Origin of the sequence: Noviherbaspirillum saxi (assembly GCF_003591035.1) — a bacterium.
Taxonomy (GTDB): Bacteria; Pseudomonadota; Gammaproteobacteria; order Burkholderiales; family Burkholderiaceae_D; genus Noviherbaspirillum; species Noviherbaspirillum saxi.
Map to the genome: position 1 here is coordinate 301,539 of NZ_QYUO01000002.1, position 17,786 is coordinate 319,324.

The 17,786-nt window shown below is 58.2% G+C and carries 16 protein-coding genes; 1 reads left to right on the forward strand and 15 read right to left on the reverse strand.

The genetic code is table 11. The features are described from left to right. Positions 1–8 precede the first annotated feature (8 nt). From D3871_RS17265 to D3871_RS17320, 12 genes are all read right to left on the reverse strand, one after another. Complete coding sequence (locus tag D3871_RS17265) at positions 9–1,793, reverse strand: branched-chain amino acid ABC transporter ATP-binding protein/permease (protein WP_233575690.1); 1,785 nt, start codon at positions 1,791–1,793, stop codon at positions 9–11. 10 nt (positions 1,794–1,803) lie between these two features. Further along, positions 1,804–2,856 carry a branched-chain amino acid ABC transporter permease gene (locus D3871_RS17270; RefSeq protein WP_119770351.1) on the reverse strand — a complete coding sequence of 351 codons (1,053 nt, stop codon included), beginning with the start codon at positions 2,854–2,856 and terminating at the stop codon, positions 1,804–1,806. 169 nt (positions 2,857–3,025) lie between these two features. Further along, entirely contained in the window at positions 3,026–4,186 is a 1,161-nt protein-coding gene (locus D3871_RS17275) for an ABC transporter substrate-binding protein (protein WP_119771408.1), read from the reverse strand. Between the two features lie 83 nt (positions 4,187–4,269). After that, complete coding sequence (locus D3871_RS17280; protein ID WP_119770352.1) at positions 4,270–5,796, reverse strand: fumarate hydratase; 1,527 nt, start codon at positions 5,794–5,796, stop codon at positions 4,270–4,272. Positions 5,797–5,984: 188 nt separating this feature from the next. Further along, on the reverse strand, positions 5,985–6,773 hold the full coding sequence (locus D3871_RS17285; RefSeq protein WP_158597967.1) for a helix-turn-helix transcriptional regulator: 789 nt from the start codon (positions 6,771–6,773) through the stop codon (positions 5,985–5,987). 129 nt (positions 6,774–6,902) lie between these two features. Next, a complete protein-coding gene (locus D3871_RS17290) occupies positions 6,903–7,901 on the reverse strand; it encodes a fumarylacetoacetate hydrolase family protein (protein ID WP_119770354.1) in 999 nt (332 codons plus the stop codon). A 24-nt stretch (positions 7,902–7,925) separates the two neighbouring features. Further along, the gene (locus tag D3871_RS17295; protein WP_119770355.1) at positions 7,926–8,903 is read right to left on the reverse strand and encodes a ketopantoate reductase family protein; all 978 of its coding nucleotides are present in this window, start codon (positions 8,901–8,903) and stop codon (positions 7,926–7,928) included. 25 nt (positions 8,904–8,928) lie between these two features. After that, positions 8,929–9,882, reverse strand: coding sequence for an MBL fold metallo-hydrolase (locus tag D3871_RS17300; protein WP_119770356.1), 954 nt, complete (start codon positions 9,880–9,882; stop codon positions 8,929–8,931). Continuing rightward, positions 9,879–10,088 (reverse strand): DUF2783 domain-containing protein, encoded by a 210-nt coding sequence (locus tag D3871_RS17305; RefSeq protein WP_119770357.1) that lies wholly within the window; start codon positions 10,086–10,088, stop codon positions 9,879–9,881. Before D3871_RS17305 ends, D3871_RS17300 begins: the two co-directional genes overlap by 4 nt. A gap of 15 nt (positions 10,089–10,103) precedes the next feature. Continuing rightward, positions 10,104–11,756 carry an FAD-dependent oxidoreductase gene (locus D3871_RS17310; RefSeq protein ID WP_119770358.1) on the reverse strand — a complete coding sequence of 551 codons (1,653 nt, stop codon included), beginning with the start codon at positions 11,754–11,756 and terminating at the stop codon, positions 10,104–10,106. A 3-nt stretch (positions 11,757–11,759) separates the two neighbouring features. Next, entirely contained in the window at positions 11,760–12,548 is a 789-nt protein-coding gene (locus D3871_RS17315; protein ID WP_119770359.1) for a class II aldolase/adducin family protein, read from the reverse strand. 10 nt (positions 12,549–12,558) lie between these two features. After that, positions 12,559–13,065 (reverse strand): VOC family protein, encoded by a 507-nt coding sequence (locus tag D3871_RS17320; RefSeq protein WP_119770360.1) that lies wholly within the window; start codon positions 13,063–13,065, stop codon positions 12,559–12,561. 162 nt (positions 13,066–13,227) lie between these two features. Here D3871_RS17320 and maiA point away from each other — a divergent pair, with 162 nt between their 5' ends. Further along, positions 13,228–13,869, forward strand: a complete 642-nt coding sequence (maiA, locus tag D3871_RS17325) for a maleylacetoacetate isomerase (RefSeq protein ID WP_119770361.1) — start codon at positions 13,228–13,230, stop codon at positions 13,867–13,869. Here maiA and D3871_RS17330 read toward each other — a convergent pair whose 3' ends face one another. From D3871_RS17330 to D3871_RS17340, 3 genes are all read right to left on the reverse strand, one after another. After that, positions 13,870–14,250, reverse strand: a complete 381-nt coding sequence (locus D3871_RS17330; RefSeq protein ID WP_119770362.1) for a tautomerase family protein — start codon at positions 14,248–14,250, stop codon at positions 13,870–13,872. It lies immediately after the preceding gene. A 73-nt stretch (positions 14,251–14,323) separates the two neighbouring features. Then, positions 14,324–15,295 carry a GlxA family transcriptional regulator gene (locus D3871_RS17335; protein ID WP_119770363.1) on the reverse strand — a complete coding sequence of 324 codons (972 nt, stop codon included), beginning with the start codon at positions 15,293–15,295 and terminating at the stop codon, positions 14,324–14,326. Between the two features lie 422 nt (positions 15,296–15,717). Continuing rightward, positions 15,718–17,643 carry an ATP-binding protein gene (locus D3871_RS17340; protein WP_119770364.1) on the reverse strand — a complete coding sequence of 642 codons (1,926 nt, stop codon included), beginning with the start codon at positions 17,641–17,643 and terminating at the stop codon, positions 15,718–15,720. Positions 17,644–17,786 lie beyond the last annotated feature (143 nt).

Genomic DNA, 17,786 nt, shown 5'->3' on the forward strand with positions numbered 1-17,786 from the left:
CTGCTCCTTCAAGCGACGCTACCGAGATAGGCTTCCAGCACAGCGGGGTCGCTCTGGATTTTTTCCGGCGCGCCTTCGGCGATGCGCGTGCCGAATTCCATCACGACCAGGCGGTCCGTCAGGTTCATGACGAAATCCATGTCATGTTCGACGATCAGCACGCTCATGCCTTCCGCCCTGAGTTTGCGCAGCAGCTCGGCGAGCGCCTGTTTTTCCTTGTAACGCAAGCCGGCGGCCGGCTCGTCCAGCAGCAGCAGCGCCGGGTCGCCGCACAATGCACGGGCGATTTCCAGAATCCGTTGTTGCCCCAGCGCGAGACTTCCGGCTTCGTCGTACATATGCCGTTCCAGCCCGACACGCTTGATCTGCATCGCGGCTTCGCGCAACAGCTTCTTTTCTTCGTTCCGGTTCAGGCGCAGTACGCTCGCCATCACGCCGCCTTGCGGCAGGAAGTCGCCGCGCAGGTGTGCGCCCAGCGCGACGTTTTCAAGCACGGTCATGGTCGGCAGCAATTGCACATGCTGGAAGGTACGCCCGATGCCGCGCTGTGCGATGTCGCGCGATGTCAGGTTGGACACGATGTCATCGCGATAGCGGATCTCGCCTCGGGTCAGCGGCAGCAGGCCGGTCACCAGGTTGAAGGTGGTGGACTTGCCCGCGCCGTTGGGGCCGATCAGGCCGACGATCTCGCCCGCGCGCATCTGGAAACTCACATCGTTGACCGCTACCAGGCCGCCGAACTCCTTACGCGCCGCCTTCACATCGAGCAGCAAGCTGCCGCGTGCAGGCTTCTTGCGTACCGTGAGCGGCACCGCGTCGGCGGGCGCATCGACAGGCGTGCGGCGCGGAAACCACGTACGCAGGTAGGGCCAGATGCCGTCTTTCGCGTACTGCAGCAGCAACACCAGCAGAATCCCGAATACGATGCCGTCATAGTTGCCGTTGTCGCCGAACAGTCGCGGCAGCACGCCTTGCAGCAAATCCTTCAGGATCGTCAGCACCGATGCGCCGAGTACCGCGCCACCGACGTGAGCAACGCCGCCGACCACCGCCATGAACAGATATTCGATACCGTAATTGAGACCGAACGGCGTCGGATTAACTGCACGTTGCAGATGCGCATACAGCCAGCCGGAGATGCAGGCTAGCACTGCGGCAAAGACGAACACCACGACTTTCATCCAGGCGGTATGTACCCCCATCGCCTCGGCCATTGTGACGCCGCCTTTCAATGCGCGGATCGCGCGGCCGGGCCGCGAATTCAATAGATTCGTCACCGCCAGTGCGGCCAGCAGCACGATCAGCCAGATCAGGTAGTACATTTCGCGTCCGGCATTGAGTGGTCTGCCGAAAATGGCGAGCGGCGGGATGCCGTTAAGCCCGTCATGCTTGCCGAGAAATTCCAGATTGCCGAACAGGTAATACAGTGACAAGCCCCAGGCAATGGTTGCCAGCGGCAGGTAATGGCCGGACATGCGCATGGTGAGCAAGCCGATCAGGTAAGCGGCGGCGACCGTGATCAACAGACCTGCCGGCAGCGTCAGCCAGGGCGATACGCCGTAGCGGGTGCTCAGGTAGCCGCTGACATAGGCGCCGATGCCGACAAACGCGGCTTGCCCGAACGAGGTCAGTCCGCCGACACCGGTCAGCAGAACGAGTCCGATCGCAACCAGGCTGTACAAGCCGATATAGTTCAACAGCGTGATCCAGTATTCGGGAACCGGCAGTACAGGCAGCAGCGCAGCCGGTGCGAGCAAAACGAGTGGTAATAGTCGATGGAGTTGGTTGTGCATGTTCTTTTCCTTATGCTTCATGCTCGGCATGGCGGGATGTCAGCGAGCGCCACAGCAGCACCGGCAGGATCAGGGTGAACACGATGACTTCCTTGAAGGCGCTTGCCCAGAACGACGACTGCGATTCCAGCAAGCCAACAAAAAACGCGCCGGCTGCGGCTGCCGGATAACTCGCCAGCCCGCCGAAGATCGAACCGACGAAGCCCTTGAGTCCGATCAGAAAGCCCGACTCGTAATAAATGGTGGTCATCGGCGCAATCAGGATGCCGCATAGCGCGCCCATTGCGGCAGCCAGCGTGAAAGTCAGCTTGCCCGCGCGGGTCGGGCTGATGCCGAGCAGTTGCGCACCCAGACCGTTGACGGCGGTTGCGCGCAGCGCCTTGCCGGACAGCGTGAATTCGAAATACAGATAGAGCAGAACGATCAATGCGGCCGATATGCCGATCACCCACAAGCTCTGGCCGGAAATCTGCAACGCGCCTACCGAATGGATGGCATTGGAAAACGGCTGGGTACGCACACCTTCGGCCCCGAACATCACAAGGCCGAGTCCCGTCAATGCAAGATGCACGCTGACCGATACGATCAGCAGCATCAGCACGCTGGCCTTGGCCAGCGGTTGATAGGCCAGGCGGTACAGCATCGGCCCCATCGGTATCACGATCAGCAAGGCCAGCAGCACTTGCAGTGTCAGCGGCATCTGCGCGCCGGCATACAGCTTGGTCAACGCGAATACAGTCGCCGGAAATGCCAGATATTTGCCGGCGACCAAAGCCAGGCTTTTGCCCCGGCCGTGGTGTCTTTCGACATTGCGCAGCATTGCCGCGCTTTCGGCAACGAAGGTAAGGACGCCCATTGCCAGCAGTAGCACGCAGGTCAGCGGCAGGCGTTGCGCCTGCAGCGCCGCCAGGGTCAGCGCGCCATAGGCGACGAATTCGCCCTGCGGAATGAAGATCACGCGCGTGACCGAAAACACAAGCACGATCGCCAGCGCCAGCAGTGCATAGATCGCGCCGGATGTGATGCCGTCTTGTACAAGAATGGCAGCGATTGAAAAATCCATGATGGGTGAATCCGCTCCAGAAGTCGGGACGAACGCTCTCCCCCGCTGTCGCACGATGGCGACGGCGGTGCAGGAGCACAGTCCGGGTATCAAGCCTTGCGTTTGCTATTGCGTCCGCAGGTCTTTCAAGATGTCTGCCGAATACGCAGTTCGACGTGATGGCATATTGTTACGGCACGTACTTCCATTGCCCGCCTTCGATCTTCACGATCACGCGGGCACGTTCGTCCAGGCCATTGTGATCGTTAGGAGACAGGTTGTAGACACCGTGCGCGCCACGCACCTCTTTCAACAGCTCAAGCGCATCGCGCAAGGCTTTCCTGAATTCGGCCGTGCCCGGCTTGGCGCCTGACTTGAGCGCGACCGGAATCGACTGCTGCAGCCACAAGCCGATATCCCACACATGCGCGGCAAAGGTATTCGCGGTGCCAGGACCGTAGGCGGATTCATACGCATTGATAAACTCGACGCCACGCTGCCGTGAAGAATGATTGGCGGGCAGCTGTTGCGCAACCAGCAGCGGGCCGGCGGGCAGGTAGGCGCCTTCGACATCTTTTGCGCCGACCCGCAGGAAGTCGTTGTTGGCCACGCCATGCGTCTGATAAATGCGTCCCTGATAGCCGCGCTGCTTCAAGGCGATCTGCGGCATCGCGGCCGGCGTGCCGGAACCGGCAATCATCACCGCGTCCGGATTGCCGGCCATCAGCTTGAGCACCTGGCCCACCACATTGTTGTCGGTGCGGCTGAAGCGCTCCGATGCGACGATCTTTACCTTATGGACCTCGGCCGCCTTTTGTATCTCTTTCCACCAGCTTTCGCCGTATGCATCGTTGAAGCCGATGAATCCCAGCGATTTGATGTTGCTCTTGGACATATGCTCAAGCACCGCGCGCGCCATCAAGCTGTCGTGCTGCGGCGGCTTGAATACCCAATTACGCTTGGCATCCATCGGCTGCACGATGGCCGCCGAGGCCGCCACTGCGATCATCGGCGTCATCGATTCGGCCGCCACATCGATCATCGCCAGTGCGTTCGGGCTGGTGCTGGAACCGACCAGCAGGTCGACATGGCTTTCGGCGGTCAGCTTGCGCGCATTTTTGACTGCATTGGTGGAGTCCGATGCATCGTCAAGAACGAGATAATTGATTTTTTGCCCACCGATTTCCTTGGGCAGCAAGGCGACCGCATTACGTTCCGGAATGCCGAGCGAAGCGGCCGGACCGGTGGTGGACAGCGTGACACCGATGTTGACTTCGGCATACGCAGCAGCGGAAAAAATGGCCGAAGCGGCAACGAACAACGAAATGAAAAATGGATGGCGAACTTGCATGACGTCTCCTTTGATTTTGTGTAACGATGCCTGCATCATGCGACAAAGAAACCGCTGCCGCATTCCTCCTGTGAGAGGAGCCGTCATGCGATGCGCATCGGTATTGCACGTCCGCGAATCTCTCGCTGCCAGTGCCGTGGTCCGGTGTCATGCACCGAGATGCCGTTGGCATCGACCGCGACCGTGACCGGCATGTCCTTGACTTCAAACTCATAGATCGCTTCCATGCCGAGGTCGGCAAAGCCCACCACCTTCGCGCCCTTGATCGCCTTGGATACCAGGTAAGCCGCGCCGCCGACCGCCATCAGATAGGCCGACTTGTGCTGCTTGATCGACTCGATCGCGACTGGACCGCGCTCGGCCTTGCCGACCATGGAAATCAGGCCGGTCTGCTCCAGCATCATGTCGGTGAACTTGTCCATGCGCGTGGCGGTGGTCGGGCCTGCCGGGCCGACCACTTCGTCGCGTACCGGATCGACCGGGCCGACGTAGTAAATCACGCGGTTGGTAAAGGCTACCGGCAGCGATTCGCCCTTGGCCAGCATGTCCTGGATGCGCTTGTGCGCGGCATCGCGGCCGGTCAGCATCTTGCCGTTAAGCAGTAGTGTCTGGCCCGGCTTCCAGGAAGCGACTTCTTCCTTGGTCAGGGTGTCGAGATTGACGCTCTTCGATTGTTCGGTGTCAGGCGCCCGGTGCAACTTCGGCCATGCGGCGAGGTCGGGGATGTCCAGTCGCGCCGGACCACTCCCGTCGAGAAGAAAATCGATCCGGCGTGTCGCTGCGCAGTTGGGAATGAGCGCGACCGGCAGGCTGGCGGCATGGGTTGGATAGTCGAGAATCTTTACATCGAGTACCGTCGTCAATCCGCCCAAGCCTTGTGCGCCGATGCCGAGCGCATTGATTTTTTCATACAGTTCGATGCGCATTTCCTCGAGGCGGTTCATGGGTCCGCGCGCCAGCAACGCATGCATGTCGATGGGATCCAGCAGCGACTGCTTAGCCAGCAGCATCGCCTTTTCCGCACTACCGCCTACGCCGATGCCAAGCATGCCCGGCGGGCACCAGCCGGCACCCATCGCCGGCACCATGTTCAGCACCCAGTCGACAAAGGAATCCGAGGGATTCAGCGTAGCGAACTTCGCCTTGTTTTCCGCGCCGCCGCCCTTGGCCATTACCCGGCAACGCAATGTCGCACCCGGCACCATGCGCATATGCGCCACCGCTGGCGCATTGTCTTCCGTATTCGTGCGCGAAAACAAGGGATCGCGCACGACCGATGCGCGCAACGGATTGTCTGCGCAGAGATACGCCTGGCGCACGCCTTCATTCACCATCTCCTCGATCGAATGATCGCCTTCCCAGTGCAGCTGCATGCCGATGTCGAGGAACACATTGACCACGCCGGTGTCCTGGCATACCGGGCGGCGTCCTTCGGCGGCCATGCGGGAGTTGATCAGGATTTGCCCGATGGCGTCTTTGGCGGAGGCGGATTGTTCGCGTTCATAGGCACGCGCCAGATGCTCGATATAGTCCCTGGGATGATAGTAAGAGATGAATTGCAGCGCGTCGGCGATGGACTGAATAAAGTCGGATCGTTTAATGATGGACATGTCTGGGTTTCGGTTTTGAATAGACGAACGCCTCCGATGAATTGGAGCGCATGAGTATGGTTGTGGAATACAAATCGCTATGCGCGGCAACGCTTGCGTTGTGATGCGTGCACTCAATGGCCGCGTTGCGCGGCCCCGGGCTGGAATAGTGAAAGCGTCGCTGAAATCACCGACAGGCAGAATGCCGGTCAGCGCACCAGCGCAAACAATTGCTTGTGATCGTTGATGCCCAGCTTCAGATAGGCATTCTTGCGGTGCGTAATCACGCTGGTCGGCGCAATGCCGAGCCGTTTGGCAATCTGCTTGGCGGTAAGGCCATCGAGGATGCCTGCGCAGACTTCCTTTTCGCGCTGGCTCAGGCGCGGGTTCACGCGCGCGATCAACGCATAGTGATCGCTGCAGTCGCTGGCCTTGGCGAGATGAAGAAGCTGCGCATGGCGGTCGGCTGCCGCGGTAAGGATAGGCGCCACCGTCATCAGCGCATCGAAGTCCGAGCGTGAAAACAGTCCCTGGCTGCGGTCGCGATAGACATTCACGGCGATCCAGGCGTTGTCCTCGGAACGCTGCAGAATCGACAGGCGATCGACGATGCCGGGCTGCTCGTAGCAATTGATGCGATAGCCGGTGTCGACGATGTCGCTGGCGATCTGGTATTGGACGTGCACTTGCTGGGTATCGGGTTTTTCGGCATCGCGTACATGCTGTCCGGGATCCGACTGGTAATGCGAACCCAGATAGGTCAGCGCGGTATCGTAGGCGATACGCGCCGACAAGGTGCTGCTGGTGCCAAGAAGATTTGGCCGGTGTTCCGGTCCGAACGAGAACATGGAAAGGTGGGCAAGCCTGAAGTACCGGCTGAGGGAGCCCACCAGGCGTTCCGCAAAGGCGTCCTTGCCGATCGCCCTGATCGATTCGATCGCCAGCGTCGGATCGACATTCGGGCGATGGTGTGCCAGATCGATACTGCAAATTTCCATATATCCCCCACAGCCCCAATATGGCTTGTTGCCGATATGTGCAACCCGCCTTGGTAAGGCAGGCGCTTGCAAGATCTGGGACATTATGAGCGGATTTCTTCACAAGTCAATCTGAGGCCGTCCGGCATGTCAGGCAAGCAATGGCGGCGCGTACTCGACCACACGCTGCGATATCGCGCCGAACACGCTGTTGCCGTTGCGGTCGAACATGTCGATGGTCATCCGGTCGCCGAAGGTCAGGAACGGGGTGCCGGGTTTGCCGTCGCGTACCGTTTCAAGCGCGCGTTTCTCGGCCAGGCAGGCTGACCCGACGCTGCGGTCGCCGTTGGAAACGGTACCGGACCCGACAATCGTGCCCGCGCCCAGGGGCCGGGTTTTTGCCGCGTGAGCGATCAATTGCGGAAAGTCGAACACCATATCGACACCGGCATTCGGCTGTCCGAGCAAGTCTTCATTCACATGCACCGTCAGCGGCAGATGCACACGCTGTCCGTCCCAGGCGTCGCCCAGTTCGTCCGGCGTCACCGCCACCGGCGAGAATGCGGTCCACGGCTTGCTCTGGAAAAATCCGAATCCCTTTGCCAGTTCGGCGGGCACCAGACCACGCAGGCTGACATCGTTGACCAGCGCGATCAACCGGATATGGCCTTTCGCCTGTTGCGGCGATACGCCCATCGGCACGTCGTCGGTGAATACCGCGACCTCGCCTTCGAGATCGATCCCCCAGTCGGTCGATTCCAGCGCGACGTCATCGCGCGCGCCCAGCAGCGAGTCGCCGCAGCCCTGGTACATCAGTGGGTCGTGCCACAGTTCAGGCGTCAGCTCCGCACCGCGCGCCTTTCTGACCAGTTCGCTATGCACCAGGTAAGCGCTGCCGTCCGCCCATTGATAGGCGCGCGGTAATGGCGCCGCAAGCTGCGCGACATCCAGCACGAACGCACCCGTCGCGATTCCCGCATTCAACGCGCGATACACCTCGTCCAGCGCGCGATGTTTTGCCTGCCATTCCTCCAAAACCTGCTGCATCGTCGACGCGATATCCGGCACCGCGACCGCCATGCGCAAGTCACGGCTCACCACCAACAGCTGACCGTCCCTGCGGCCGTTTTTCAATGTTGCCAGTTTCATCTTTATTCCATTAAAAATAAGTTTTCAGTACAGAAGGTGACGCGCGCGTTCCTTAATCAATGCATGCACCGTCTTTAATGTCGGCGCAGCAATCCGGTGCTGTGCGGCAAGCTTCACCACTGCGGTGACAATGGCATCGACTTCCAGCGCCCGCCCTGCTTCCAGGTCTTGCAGCATCGATAATTTCGCTGCGCCGATCGCACGCGCCATGTCCAGCCGCCGATCCACATCGACCGGAAAGTGAATCCCCGTAGCCTGCCCGATGGCCATGCCTTCCAGCATGACCTGACGGGCCAGCCCGATCAGCTCCGGACTCGCGAAAATTTCATCCATGCGCGCGCCGGTGAGTGCCGAAATCGGATTGAATGCAAGATTGCCGATCAGCTTGGTCCAGATTTCCTGCCGGATGTCGTCGCTGGCACACACAGCGATGCCAGCCTGCGCGAGCAGCGACGCGGCGTCATGCAGCGCCTGCGACAGTCCGCCGCCGGGCTCGCCCAACACCAGCTTGCCTGGCGCAATACAACGCACCACCCCCGGCTCCGCCATTTGTGCGGAAACATGTGCGACGCAACCGATGATTCTTGCGTGAGGGATTGCGTTGGCAATGCCGTTGTCAGGATCGAGAATCGGCAGCGCATCCCGGGAATACCACCACGGAATGCCGTTCAATACCGGCACTATCCGCGTATGCGGCGCGAGCAGCAGCGCCAGGTCCGGCGCAACGGCCCGCAAGCCGGTCGCTTTCACTGTCAGGAAGACGATATCTTGTTTGTCGAGATCACCGCAGCGCGCCGCTGCCGGCACATGCGCCACCAGCGTCGTGCCGCCCTCATGCAGTACCATCCCACGGTCACGAATGGCTTGCAAAGTCTGCCCGCGCTGCACCACCGAGACGCAATGTCCAGCATTGGCGAGGCGCACCGCGAGATATCCGCCGATCGCACCGGCGCCCACTACCGCGATGCGTTGCGCCGTACGCACGTTCTGTGTCGTTGCCAATTCAGTTCTTCCGCAACCGCGTCAATCAACCGTGCAGGCGCGCCCACAGATCCTGGTCGCGCGCTGCGGTCCAGATCTGCGGATGCTCCAGCCCGCGCAATTCGTCGTAGGCGCGCGCGACATCGAATGCCAATGCATGCTTGTACACCGGCCATTCGCCAAAGCGCGGGGTCATCACTTGCTCGGCGACGCGATAGCATCCTTTCAAATCCTGACCTTGACGCAAGCCATGTTCCACCGCGCCAAGCAGCGTGACGATAAAGTCCTTGGTCGAATCGATCGCATCCGATACCTGCTGGCGACTGGTAAGGACTGCGCCGCGTCCCGGCACCATCACATCGGCCCGCAGTGCGCGCACCCGTTCCAGCGTATGGGTCCAGTCACGCATATAAGCGTCGCCGGTATACACCGCGCAATTGTTTTCGACCAGATCACCGGCATACAGCACGCCGCAATCCGGCAGCCAGCACACTGAATCGCCGGCAGAATGCCCGCGTCCGAGATGCATGAAGCGCAATTCGCGCCCGCCGAGCCAGAAGCTCATGCTGTCGTCGAATGTCACATGCGGCATGGTGAGGCCGGGAATTTCATCGACACCCTTGAACAGGCGCGGGAAACGCCTGACCTCGGATTCATAATCGGCCGCGCCGCGCTCCAGAATCAGTTGATGCGTGCCCGTGCTGGAAAAAACCGCGTCGACGTTGAACGCCGACGCGCCAAGGACACGAACTGCATGGTAGTGGGTAAGAAAAATATATTTGACGGGCTTGTCGGTGACGGTACGGATGTCGTCAATCAGATCGCGCGCCAGGGCCGGCGTGGCGCGCGTGTCGATGATGAGAACCGCATCGTCGCCGACCACGAAACCGCAGTTCGGATCCGAATCGCTGATATAGCCATAGGCGCCCTTGGCCAGTTCAACGACTTTGGCCTTTTGTTCGGTAACGTCACTGGCGGATGCGAAAGTGGTGCTGCTCATTGCGGTTCTCCATGGGATTGGGTAAAAGGTTTGCGGGCGATATCGATACAGTTCGCCAGCGTCTGCGCGTCGCCGATCTGGTTGGCGAGCAAAAACACCAGCCGCATCGCCAGTTCGGCGCTTTGTTCGAGAGAGAGGCGCTCGTTGGCGGCGATCAGCGTCGCGTAAAACGTATCGGAATCAATGATGTTGGGATGGGTATTCAAGGTCGGCTCCATAAATCAATAGCCCAATGCGCGCTTGAGCAAGGCCTCGGCCTGTGTCGCGGTGACATGCTGCAAACTGCCTGCCACATGCAAATCGGGGCGCAGCAATGCGAAGCCGCATTCGGCGCCGACGGCACGGGCAAGCGCACCGTCATCGCGCAGTGTCGGCAGGCCGGCGCCCTCCACGTTGCATAGATAAATGGCGAAGCAGCGATAGCGCGAAGCCAGTTCGCGAATTGCATCGAGTTGGTCCGGGCCTGGGTGCTTGAAGCAGATGCCCAGATACGCGGTGCCATGCGAGCGCGACAGCTCGACCAGATTGGAAACGGTTCGGTCCGGCAGGCCCATCGGCAGGTTGGGCACCGAATGTCCGCCGTTCTGCACGATAGGCGAATCCGGATAGTCGTTCGGTACCGACAGCCGGCCGGTATTGACCAGCGCGCGGGCGAACGGGTATTCGCGCGCAAGATCGAGCACTGCCTTGCGCATAATGCGCTCGAACAGCGAGGTCGGTGCCAGAAAACGCGAGGTACGGGAGGTGACCTTGATATTCTCGACAGCAGCGGCATGCCGCTCGTGATGATAGCTGTCGAGCAGCGCATCGGGCGCCTGGCCGTTGACGACCAGCGCCAGCTTCCAGCTCAGATTGTCCGCATCCTGGATGCCGGAATTGCCGCCGCGCGCACCAAAGGGACTCACCACATGCGCGACATCGCCGGCAAAGAAAATGCGGCCGAGACGGAAACTGTCGAGCAGCTGCGTGCGGTATTGCCATGGACCGACCCATACCATCTCGAACTCGGTATCGGCGCCGACGTGCGCGCGCACGCGCTCGGCGGCGACGTCCAGCTGGCTCACATGCGCCGCATCGGCATCCGGGTCCATCTGATAATCGAGACGCCAAACGTTGTCGGCCATCAGGTGCTGCCATACCGCGCGGTTTTGATTGAATGGCGCTTCCACCCAGGTCCAGCGCTCGACCGGCAAGGGCTTCTTGAAGCGCACGTCGCAGATGCACCAGCGGTCCACCGAACGCGCGGCATGCGTGTCGAGCCCGAAGCCTTCGCGGATCGCGCTATGGATGCCTGCCGCATCGATCACCCAGTCGGCATCCAGCTGGTAATTGCCTGCAGGCGTTTCGACCGACAGGCGTACTCCGTCGTCCAGATGCTCGGCGCCGGTCACCTTGTTGTTCCAGCGCAGATCGGTCTTGCCCAGTTCCGTAATGCGATCGACCAGATACCATTCCAGATAGAACTGCTGCAGATTGATGAAGGCCGATTGCTGTGACGCGTTATCGCTGGCGCGGTCAAACGAATACACCTCGTCGCCACCGGTCATGGTGCGGCCTACCGACCAGGTGATTCCTTTTTGATGGATGCGGCGATAAATGCCCAGCCGCTCCATGATCTCCAGCGTCTTTTGCGCATAGACCATGCCCCGGCTGGATGCGCCGCGCACGCCAACGGTATTGTCGTCGTCGAGCAGAACGGTTTCTATGCCCCGGACCGCGAGATCGCAGGCAGCGGTCAGGCCGGCCAGGCCGCCGCCGACAATCGCAATGCGATAGCGGCGCGGCCGCTCCAGCTGCAGATCGGGCGGCGGCTGGAATGGATAGGACGGCAGTTCGTAACCTGTCGTTGTGTTGATTTCTTTAGTCGGCGTCATGGTTCAGGAACGAAAATTCGGATAGAGGTTGTTGCGGACGATGTCCATCTTGCGCACCATGGCTTCCAGCATCTTTTGTCCGAGCAAACCCTCAGGATCGAAATTCTCGCCATCGAATGCGCTTTGCCGGCGGATGGTGTCGCTGACCGGAATACCCTTGTTGCCCATGGCTTCGACGCGGCATTGCACATCGCAAGCGCGCTGCAGCGTCCACATCAGCCAGAAGGCTTTCATCAGTGATTTTTCAACCACAAGCAAGCCATGGTTCTTCAGCACGAGAATGTTTTTGTTGCCGAGGCTCGCCAGCAGCCTGGCCTGCTCGTCGCGATGCACGGTGATACCTTCAAAGTCGTGATAGGCGACACGCCCGAACAGTTGCGCGCCATAGAAATTGTCGTAGCTGATGCCGTCCTGCGAACAGGCGACTGCCATGCCGCTATCGGTATGCGTATGCATCACGCAATGCGCATCCTCGCGCGCATCATGCACCGCGCCATGGATAATGAATCCGGCACGGTTGCCGCCGTAGGCAGACGGCGTGACCAGCCGGCCGTTGACATCGACCTTGATCAGATTGCTGGCGGTGATTTCGGCATAATTCAGGCCGAAGGGATTGACCAGGTAGTGCTTTTCTGACCCGGGGACACGGACTGAAATATGGTTGAAAATCGATTCGGTCCAGCCCAGAAAATCGAACACCTGATAGCAGGCAGCCAACTCCAGGCGCTGGCGCCATTCCGCCTCGGTTATTTCCGCAGGCCGCGTGGCCATGCCTTCATCGAAAATTGACATGGGCTTCTCCTTACGCAGCGCGCGCCTGTTTCTCGGCACTCCAGGCATCCAGCTCTTCGCGAGCGCTTAAATGCTTGGCTTGCATATAGGTGTCGCTGCCGACGAACGTCGTCAGCTCGAGTCGGATACCATTAGGGTCGAAGAAATAGATGGACCGGATGAAGTGATGATCAGTGACGCCGACGACATCGATGCCGGCGGCTTCAAGGCGCTGCCTGGCATCGGCAAGATCACTTTCGGAATCGACCCGTAATGCGATATGGTTGACCCAGCCCGGCGTATTGGCACTCGGTTCCGCAGCGACGTTATCGCCGAGGTCGAAGAATGCCAGATGCGAGCCATCGCGCATCTGGAAAAAGATATGCACGAACGGACAGTCTTCGCCGGTGCTGGGCACCTTGTCCGCGCGGACCAGATGCACCAGCGGCAAGCCGAGCAGGTCTTCATAAAAAAGACGGGTTTCCGCCGCGTCGCGGCAACGATATGCGAAGTGATGCAATCCACGGATCGGGACCATTTCGCTTCCTTTCTTGAATGACGGGGAGAGATGTATGCGGGCCGGCCATACGCTTGGAAGACACGATATGCGATGCCGGCGGTAAATACATTCCTCCCGTGAGAGGAATGCCGGAACCGGCCGGTCCGACGCTAAAATCGCTTCACATCCTTGGAGGCTGCCTTGAACCTGCACACCTATTTCCGTTCGTCCGCATCGTTTCGCGTACGCATCGTGCTCAACCTGAAGAACCAGGCTTATCAAGCCATTCCTGTACATATGCTGCGCGATGGGGGCGAACAGCATTCGCCTGCGTACCGCGCGATCAATCCGCTCGGTCTGGTGCCGGCGCTTGAAACTGACGAAGGCCCTGTGTTGACGCAATCGATTGCGATATGCGAATTTCTGGAAGAAACTTATCCGGAGCCGCGACTACTGCCCGCAGACCGCTTCGAGCGCGCATGGGTACGCTCGCTGTGCAATGTCATTGCCTGCGATATTCATCCGATCAACAATCTGCGCGTCCTGAAATACCTCAAGACCGAACTCGGACATAGCGAAGAAGAGAAGACGGCGTGGTACCGGCACTGGATTGTGACCGGACTGGAAGCGATAGAGAAAATGATTGGCGACCGCGCCGGTCAGTACTGCCTGGGCGACAGCATCACACTGGCCGACGCGTTTCTTGTTCCGCAGGTATGGAATGCCTTGCGCTTCGAGTGTCCGCTCGACCGGTTTCCGACAATTGCAACAGTGTATGAAAACGCGATGGCGCTGGAGGCCGTGAAGCTGGCGCAACCGTCCGCGCAACCGGATGCCGAGTGATCATGCGTGGGGTACACGCCCCCCTGCTGGTGACCAGTTTTCCCAGGCGACGTCCTGGAACACGACCATCAGGTTTTCCGGGTCGAAGCCGGCCGACGACAAGCGTTCGACGATACCCGCAAGAATCTGCTTTTTCACTTTGACGCTGCGGCCGGTGCCTAGAAGAATTTCGATAAGCACGAAGTCATCGCTTCTCTGCGTACGCACATCGGGAAATGTGGCGTCGTATTGAAAGTCGGCTTCGTCCAGTTCCAGCACGCGGTGGAAACGGTCGTTTGGATTCACCCCGACGCTGACAAGCGCGGCATGTACCGCGCCAAGAACCAGCGATTTAAATTCGGCGGTTTTCGGCTTGCGAACGGTGATAGTGACAATCGGCATGGATAGGCAGGGGTCCGGGTTGATCGGAGAAGCTTGCAATATTCAACATCAATTTAACACGAGCAGCCAGAACCTAACGCAATGCCCCCGGGGTAATGCCGAACTCGCGCTTGACGAGTTTGCGCAACGCCGTTCCATCCTGATACCCGACCTGCGCGGCAACCGCATCGATCGACAGCGTCGTGGTGGCGATCAAGTGCGCGGCGCGCATCAGCCTGCGGCGCTGGATAAACTTTACCGGCGAAACACCGGTCGCCGCTTCGATGCGACGCGCCAGCGTTTTCGCAGACACCGCCAGCGTGGATGACAGCTCGGCGATACTGATCGCTTCGGAAAGATGTCCGTCTATCCAGCGTTCGGCAGCCAGCACAGTGGGATCGACCTGCTGCAAGTGGGTATGGATCATGTATCGCGCTTGCGAAGGCCGTTGGTCGATCAGCAAAAAGCGTGAGCACAGATGCGCAATCGTTGTGCCCATCACATCGGCGACGATTGCCAGCACAAGATCGAGTTGGGAATAGGCGGAACCGGCGGTCAGATATTTTCCGTCGCGCACCAACATCCTGGTCTCATCCAATCGAATATCGGGATGACGCGAGCGAAAGGCCGGCGCCAGCCACCAGGTCGTGGTCGCTTCGCGTCCGGCCAGCACGCCGGCATGGGCAAGCATGAATACCGCTGAGCAGGACGCCGCGGTCTTGATCAGATTCTTTTCTGCCATGCGCAGCAGCTCAATGGCTGCCAGCGCATCGCGCTGCGCAAAGCGCGCCGTTATATCGGCATCCGACACCAGACCCAAGCCGGGCACGATGATCCATTCGGGCTTAATTCCTTTCTCAAGGACTTGCTTGAAGCTAAGTTCGGGATCGAGCCGCAGGCCGGCGCCCGTCTTGACGGTTTTGCGATAGCCGGCCGTCACGATGCGAATCGCATCCCGCTGTCCAGCCCGGGCAAGAAATGCCTGACCGGCTTTCAGGGTGTCGAGCGTGATGGCCAGGCTGGAATCCATTACACCGTCCAGGGCCAGAATCAGGATCGTTTTCATTTGTCCATTTTGACATTAAAAACGTCATTTTTGGATATTACCCAATTTGGGCCGCACCGCGGAGGTAGGGTCTCAGAGAAGATGAAAATTGTGTCACTCCAGTGAAAAAATCTCAATCTTGATGAAGAAATCCTACGGTCATAGGACGACAGAGTTATTGCGATTGAGTGCCACAGGTGTTGCAACTGGCTTAACAGGACAGGCAGACGACTATAAAAATGAAAGGCCGACGCTTAATCGCTGGCCTTTTTTGTTTAGTAGATGTGATTGCAATGTTTGGCGGAAGGCTGCTTCTAGCACCTTACCGGCCAGTGAACAAGATTGCTTGTGCTTCGGGAATCGGCCAGGAGTTGCCGTTCGATGATTTCGGAAAGCAGCCATCCGAATGACTGCTGTACTTCCGAACCTGACGGAAGGTCAATTTACACAACCTGGCCTTTGCTGACGTTCGAATCCCGTTTCGACACTGCCCGTATTAAAGAGTCAGCGGCCCTCTGAGTGTCTACGAAAGCTGGGCGATTCAAATCGAATTGGAGAACCTCTTCAAAAACCTTGTTTCTGGCCCTTGCATCCTTGATTAGGGCTGATGCGGGCATCACATAAAGATGCAATGGAATCTCATTGTTCGAGCCAATCGAGAAGTCGTTATAGACCACTCGTTCCGTCAGAGAAAAGACATCCTTGAAGCCCGTTTGCTTCATGTCTCTGTAGAACTCATTGTCGATTTCCACAATGGAGAACGCGAAGACTTCTCTTACCGTTGGAATTCTGTCGGCTAGCTCGCTTGCGTAGAGACGGCACTGCATGAGAGCTTTGTTGTTGTCAAATATATCTGCGCCCGGCTTCTTGAATTCGATGATTACCAGCTTGTTGGGGTGGTTTTCGCTATCTTTCGAGAAGAACGCTGCAACATCAGGCCGTCGTTGCTGTTTGGACTCTACCAAGTTGCCGACCTCTTGAATGATGGTTGCTAATGCTTGGTCGCTATATATGCTCGAATAGGACAGGAACTTGTCGTCCACTAACCAGACATTGTTTTCGCGAATTTCGGAACCGTCACTCTTTTTGCGAAGAATGGCGTTATGGATTGCATCTTCGGCACTGTCAGGGGGCATGTTTGCCAAAGAGTCGATGACCAATGCCCGATGAACGATGTATCTTGCCAAATCTTCACTTGCAAGATGCGACACATCATCCCATGAGACAGGTTTGCCGCTTTGAAGAGCCTCGACGACCTGATCTTCTTTTCTGGCTTGCTGTGCCCTATAGGTCTTAACCACCTCATCAGCATCCAGAAGAGCGGCATCAGCATCCATCGAATCAATCTTGATGAATGGATAGTATTTTTTGAGCTTCTCAATATTGTCTGACTTGAATTCCTCAATGTCTCCTTCGGCGGATTCATTGATCATCGTCATGCATTCCTCGTGAATGCATGGCATCAGCTTCTCGCGACTGATGGGAGAGACCATGTCCACATCGTCATCAGTCTTGGGGAGTTCTAGTCGTTGCCGTTCAATATTGGAGCGTTTGTTGAAGTAGTCGGAGGTGACAAAAATCAGATGTCGGCAGATGTCAAACCGCTTACTAATGACGTACTCTTCAATACAGAGTTCGTCGGCACAGAGCATCGCAACAATGCCCTTTTTGGGAGGTTCATCCCTAAAGAGGTAGCAGTTGAACTTCTCGCCCTGGAATTCAAATTCCCGCGTCAACTCCGCCTGGATGTTTTCCCCTGAGAACACATGGACTTCATCAAACGGCTGTCTGGAGTTATGGGTGAATTTCAGGGCGATGCTGTGCCCTGATTGGTGCTTCAAGAAAAGCAGGAGGCGCAGATCATCGCAGATTGAGTTAACCAGCTTGGCGACCTGAGTATTGATTTTTTCCTTCAAGTCCCGCAACGTGATGCACGTGTTCAAGGACCCCAGTTTTGGCGATTTCTTAACTTCTTCCGGCTTGAATTCGGGCGTGTAAACGAACTCGACCAGTTCGGTTGGAAGCTGACTTCGAATTTCAACTTTGTTGGCATATTTCAGGAACGCCAAGCGCCCAACACCTTTGCCACCAATGTTGTCCTTGTGACTGGTGCAAATCTCATCAAAGAAATTCAGATTCTCCGCAGTGAAGCCTTCCCCATCATCAGAGATGGTTATTTGTTCAAGAGTTCTTCTTTCTTCACTACCGGGGGACAACTCCTGTTGTCTCTCTGAGAAGTGCAGGTCAACGGAAATGAACTTCCCTCCGGCATGAATGGAATTCGTGAGAGCCTCACGAATCACATCCCGAGCCGAGACTCCGCCTTTGTAGTGTTCCGCGATGAATTTTCTGAGGTTAATCCTTGCCATGCCCTCAGTTTATCATTTGGAATGAATCGCTCCGAATTTTTTAAATGCTCTGAAGCCTGTTCAAAGATGGTATGAATATCAGCAAGTTGCTTAGTTACAGCCACTCCGCTAGCTCTATGCCACAGGCAGCTATGGCCGACGTG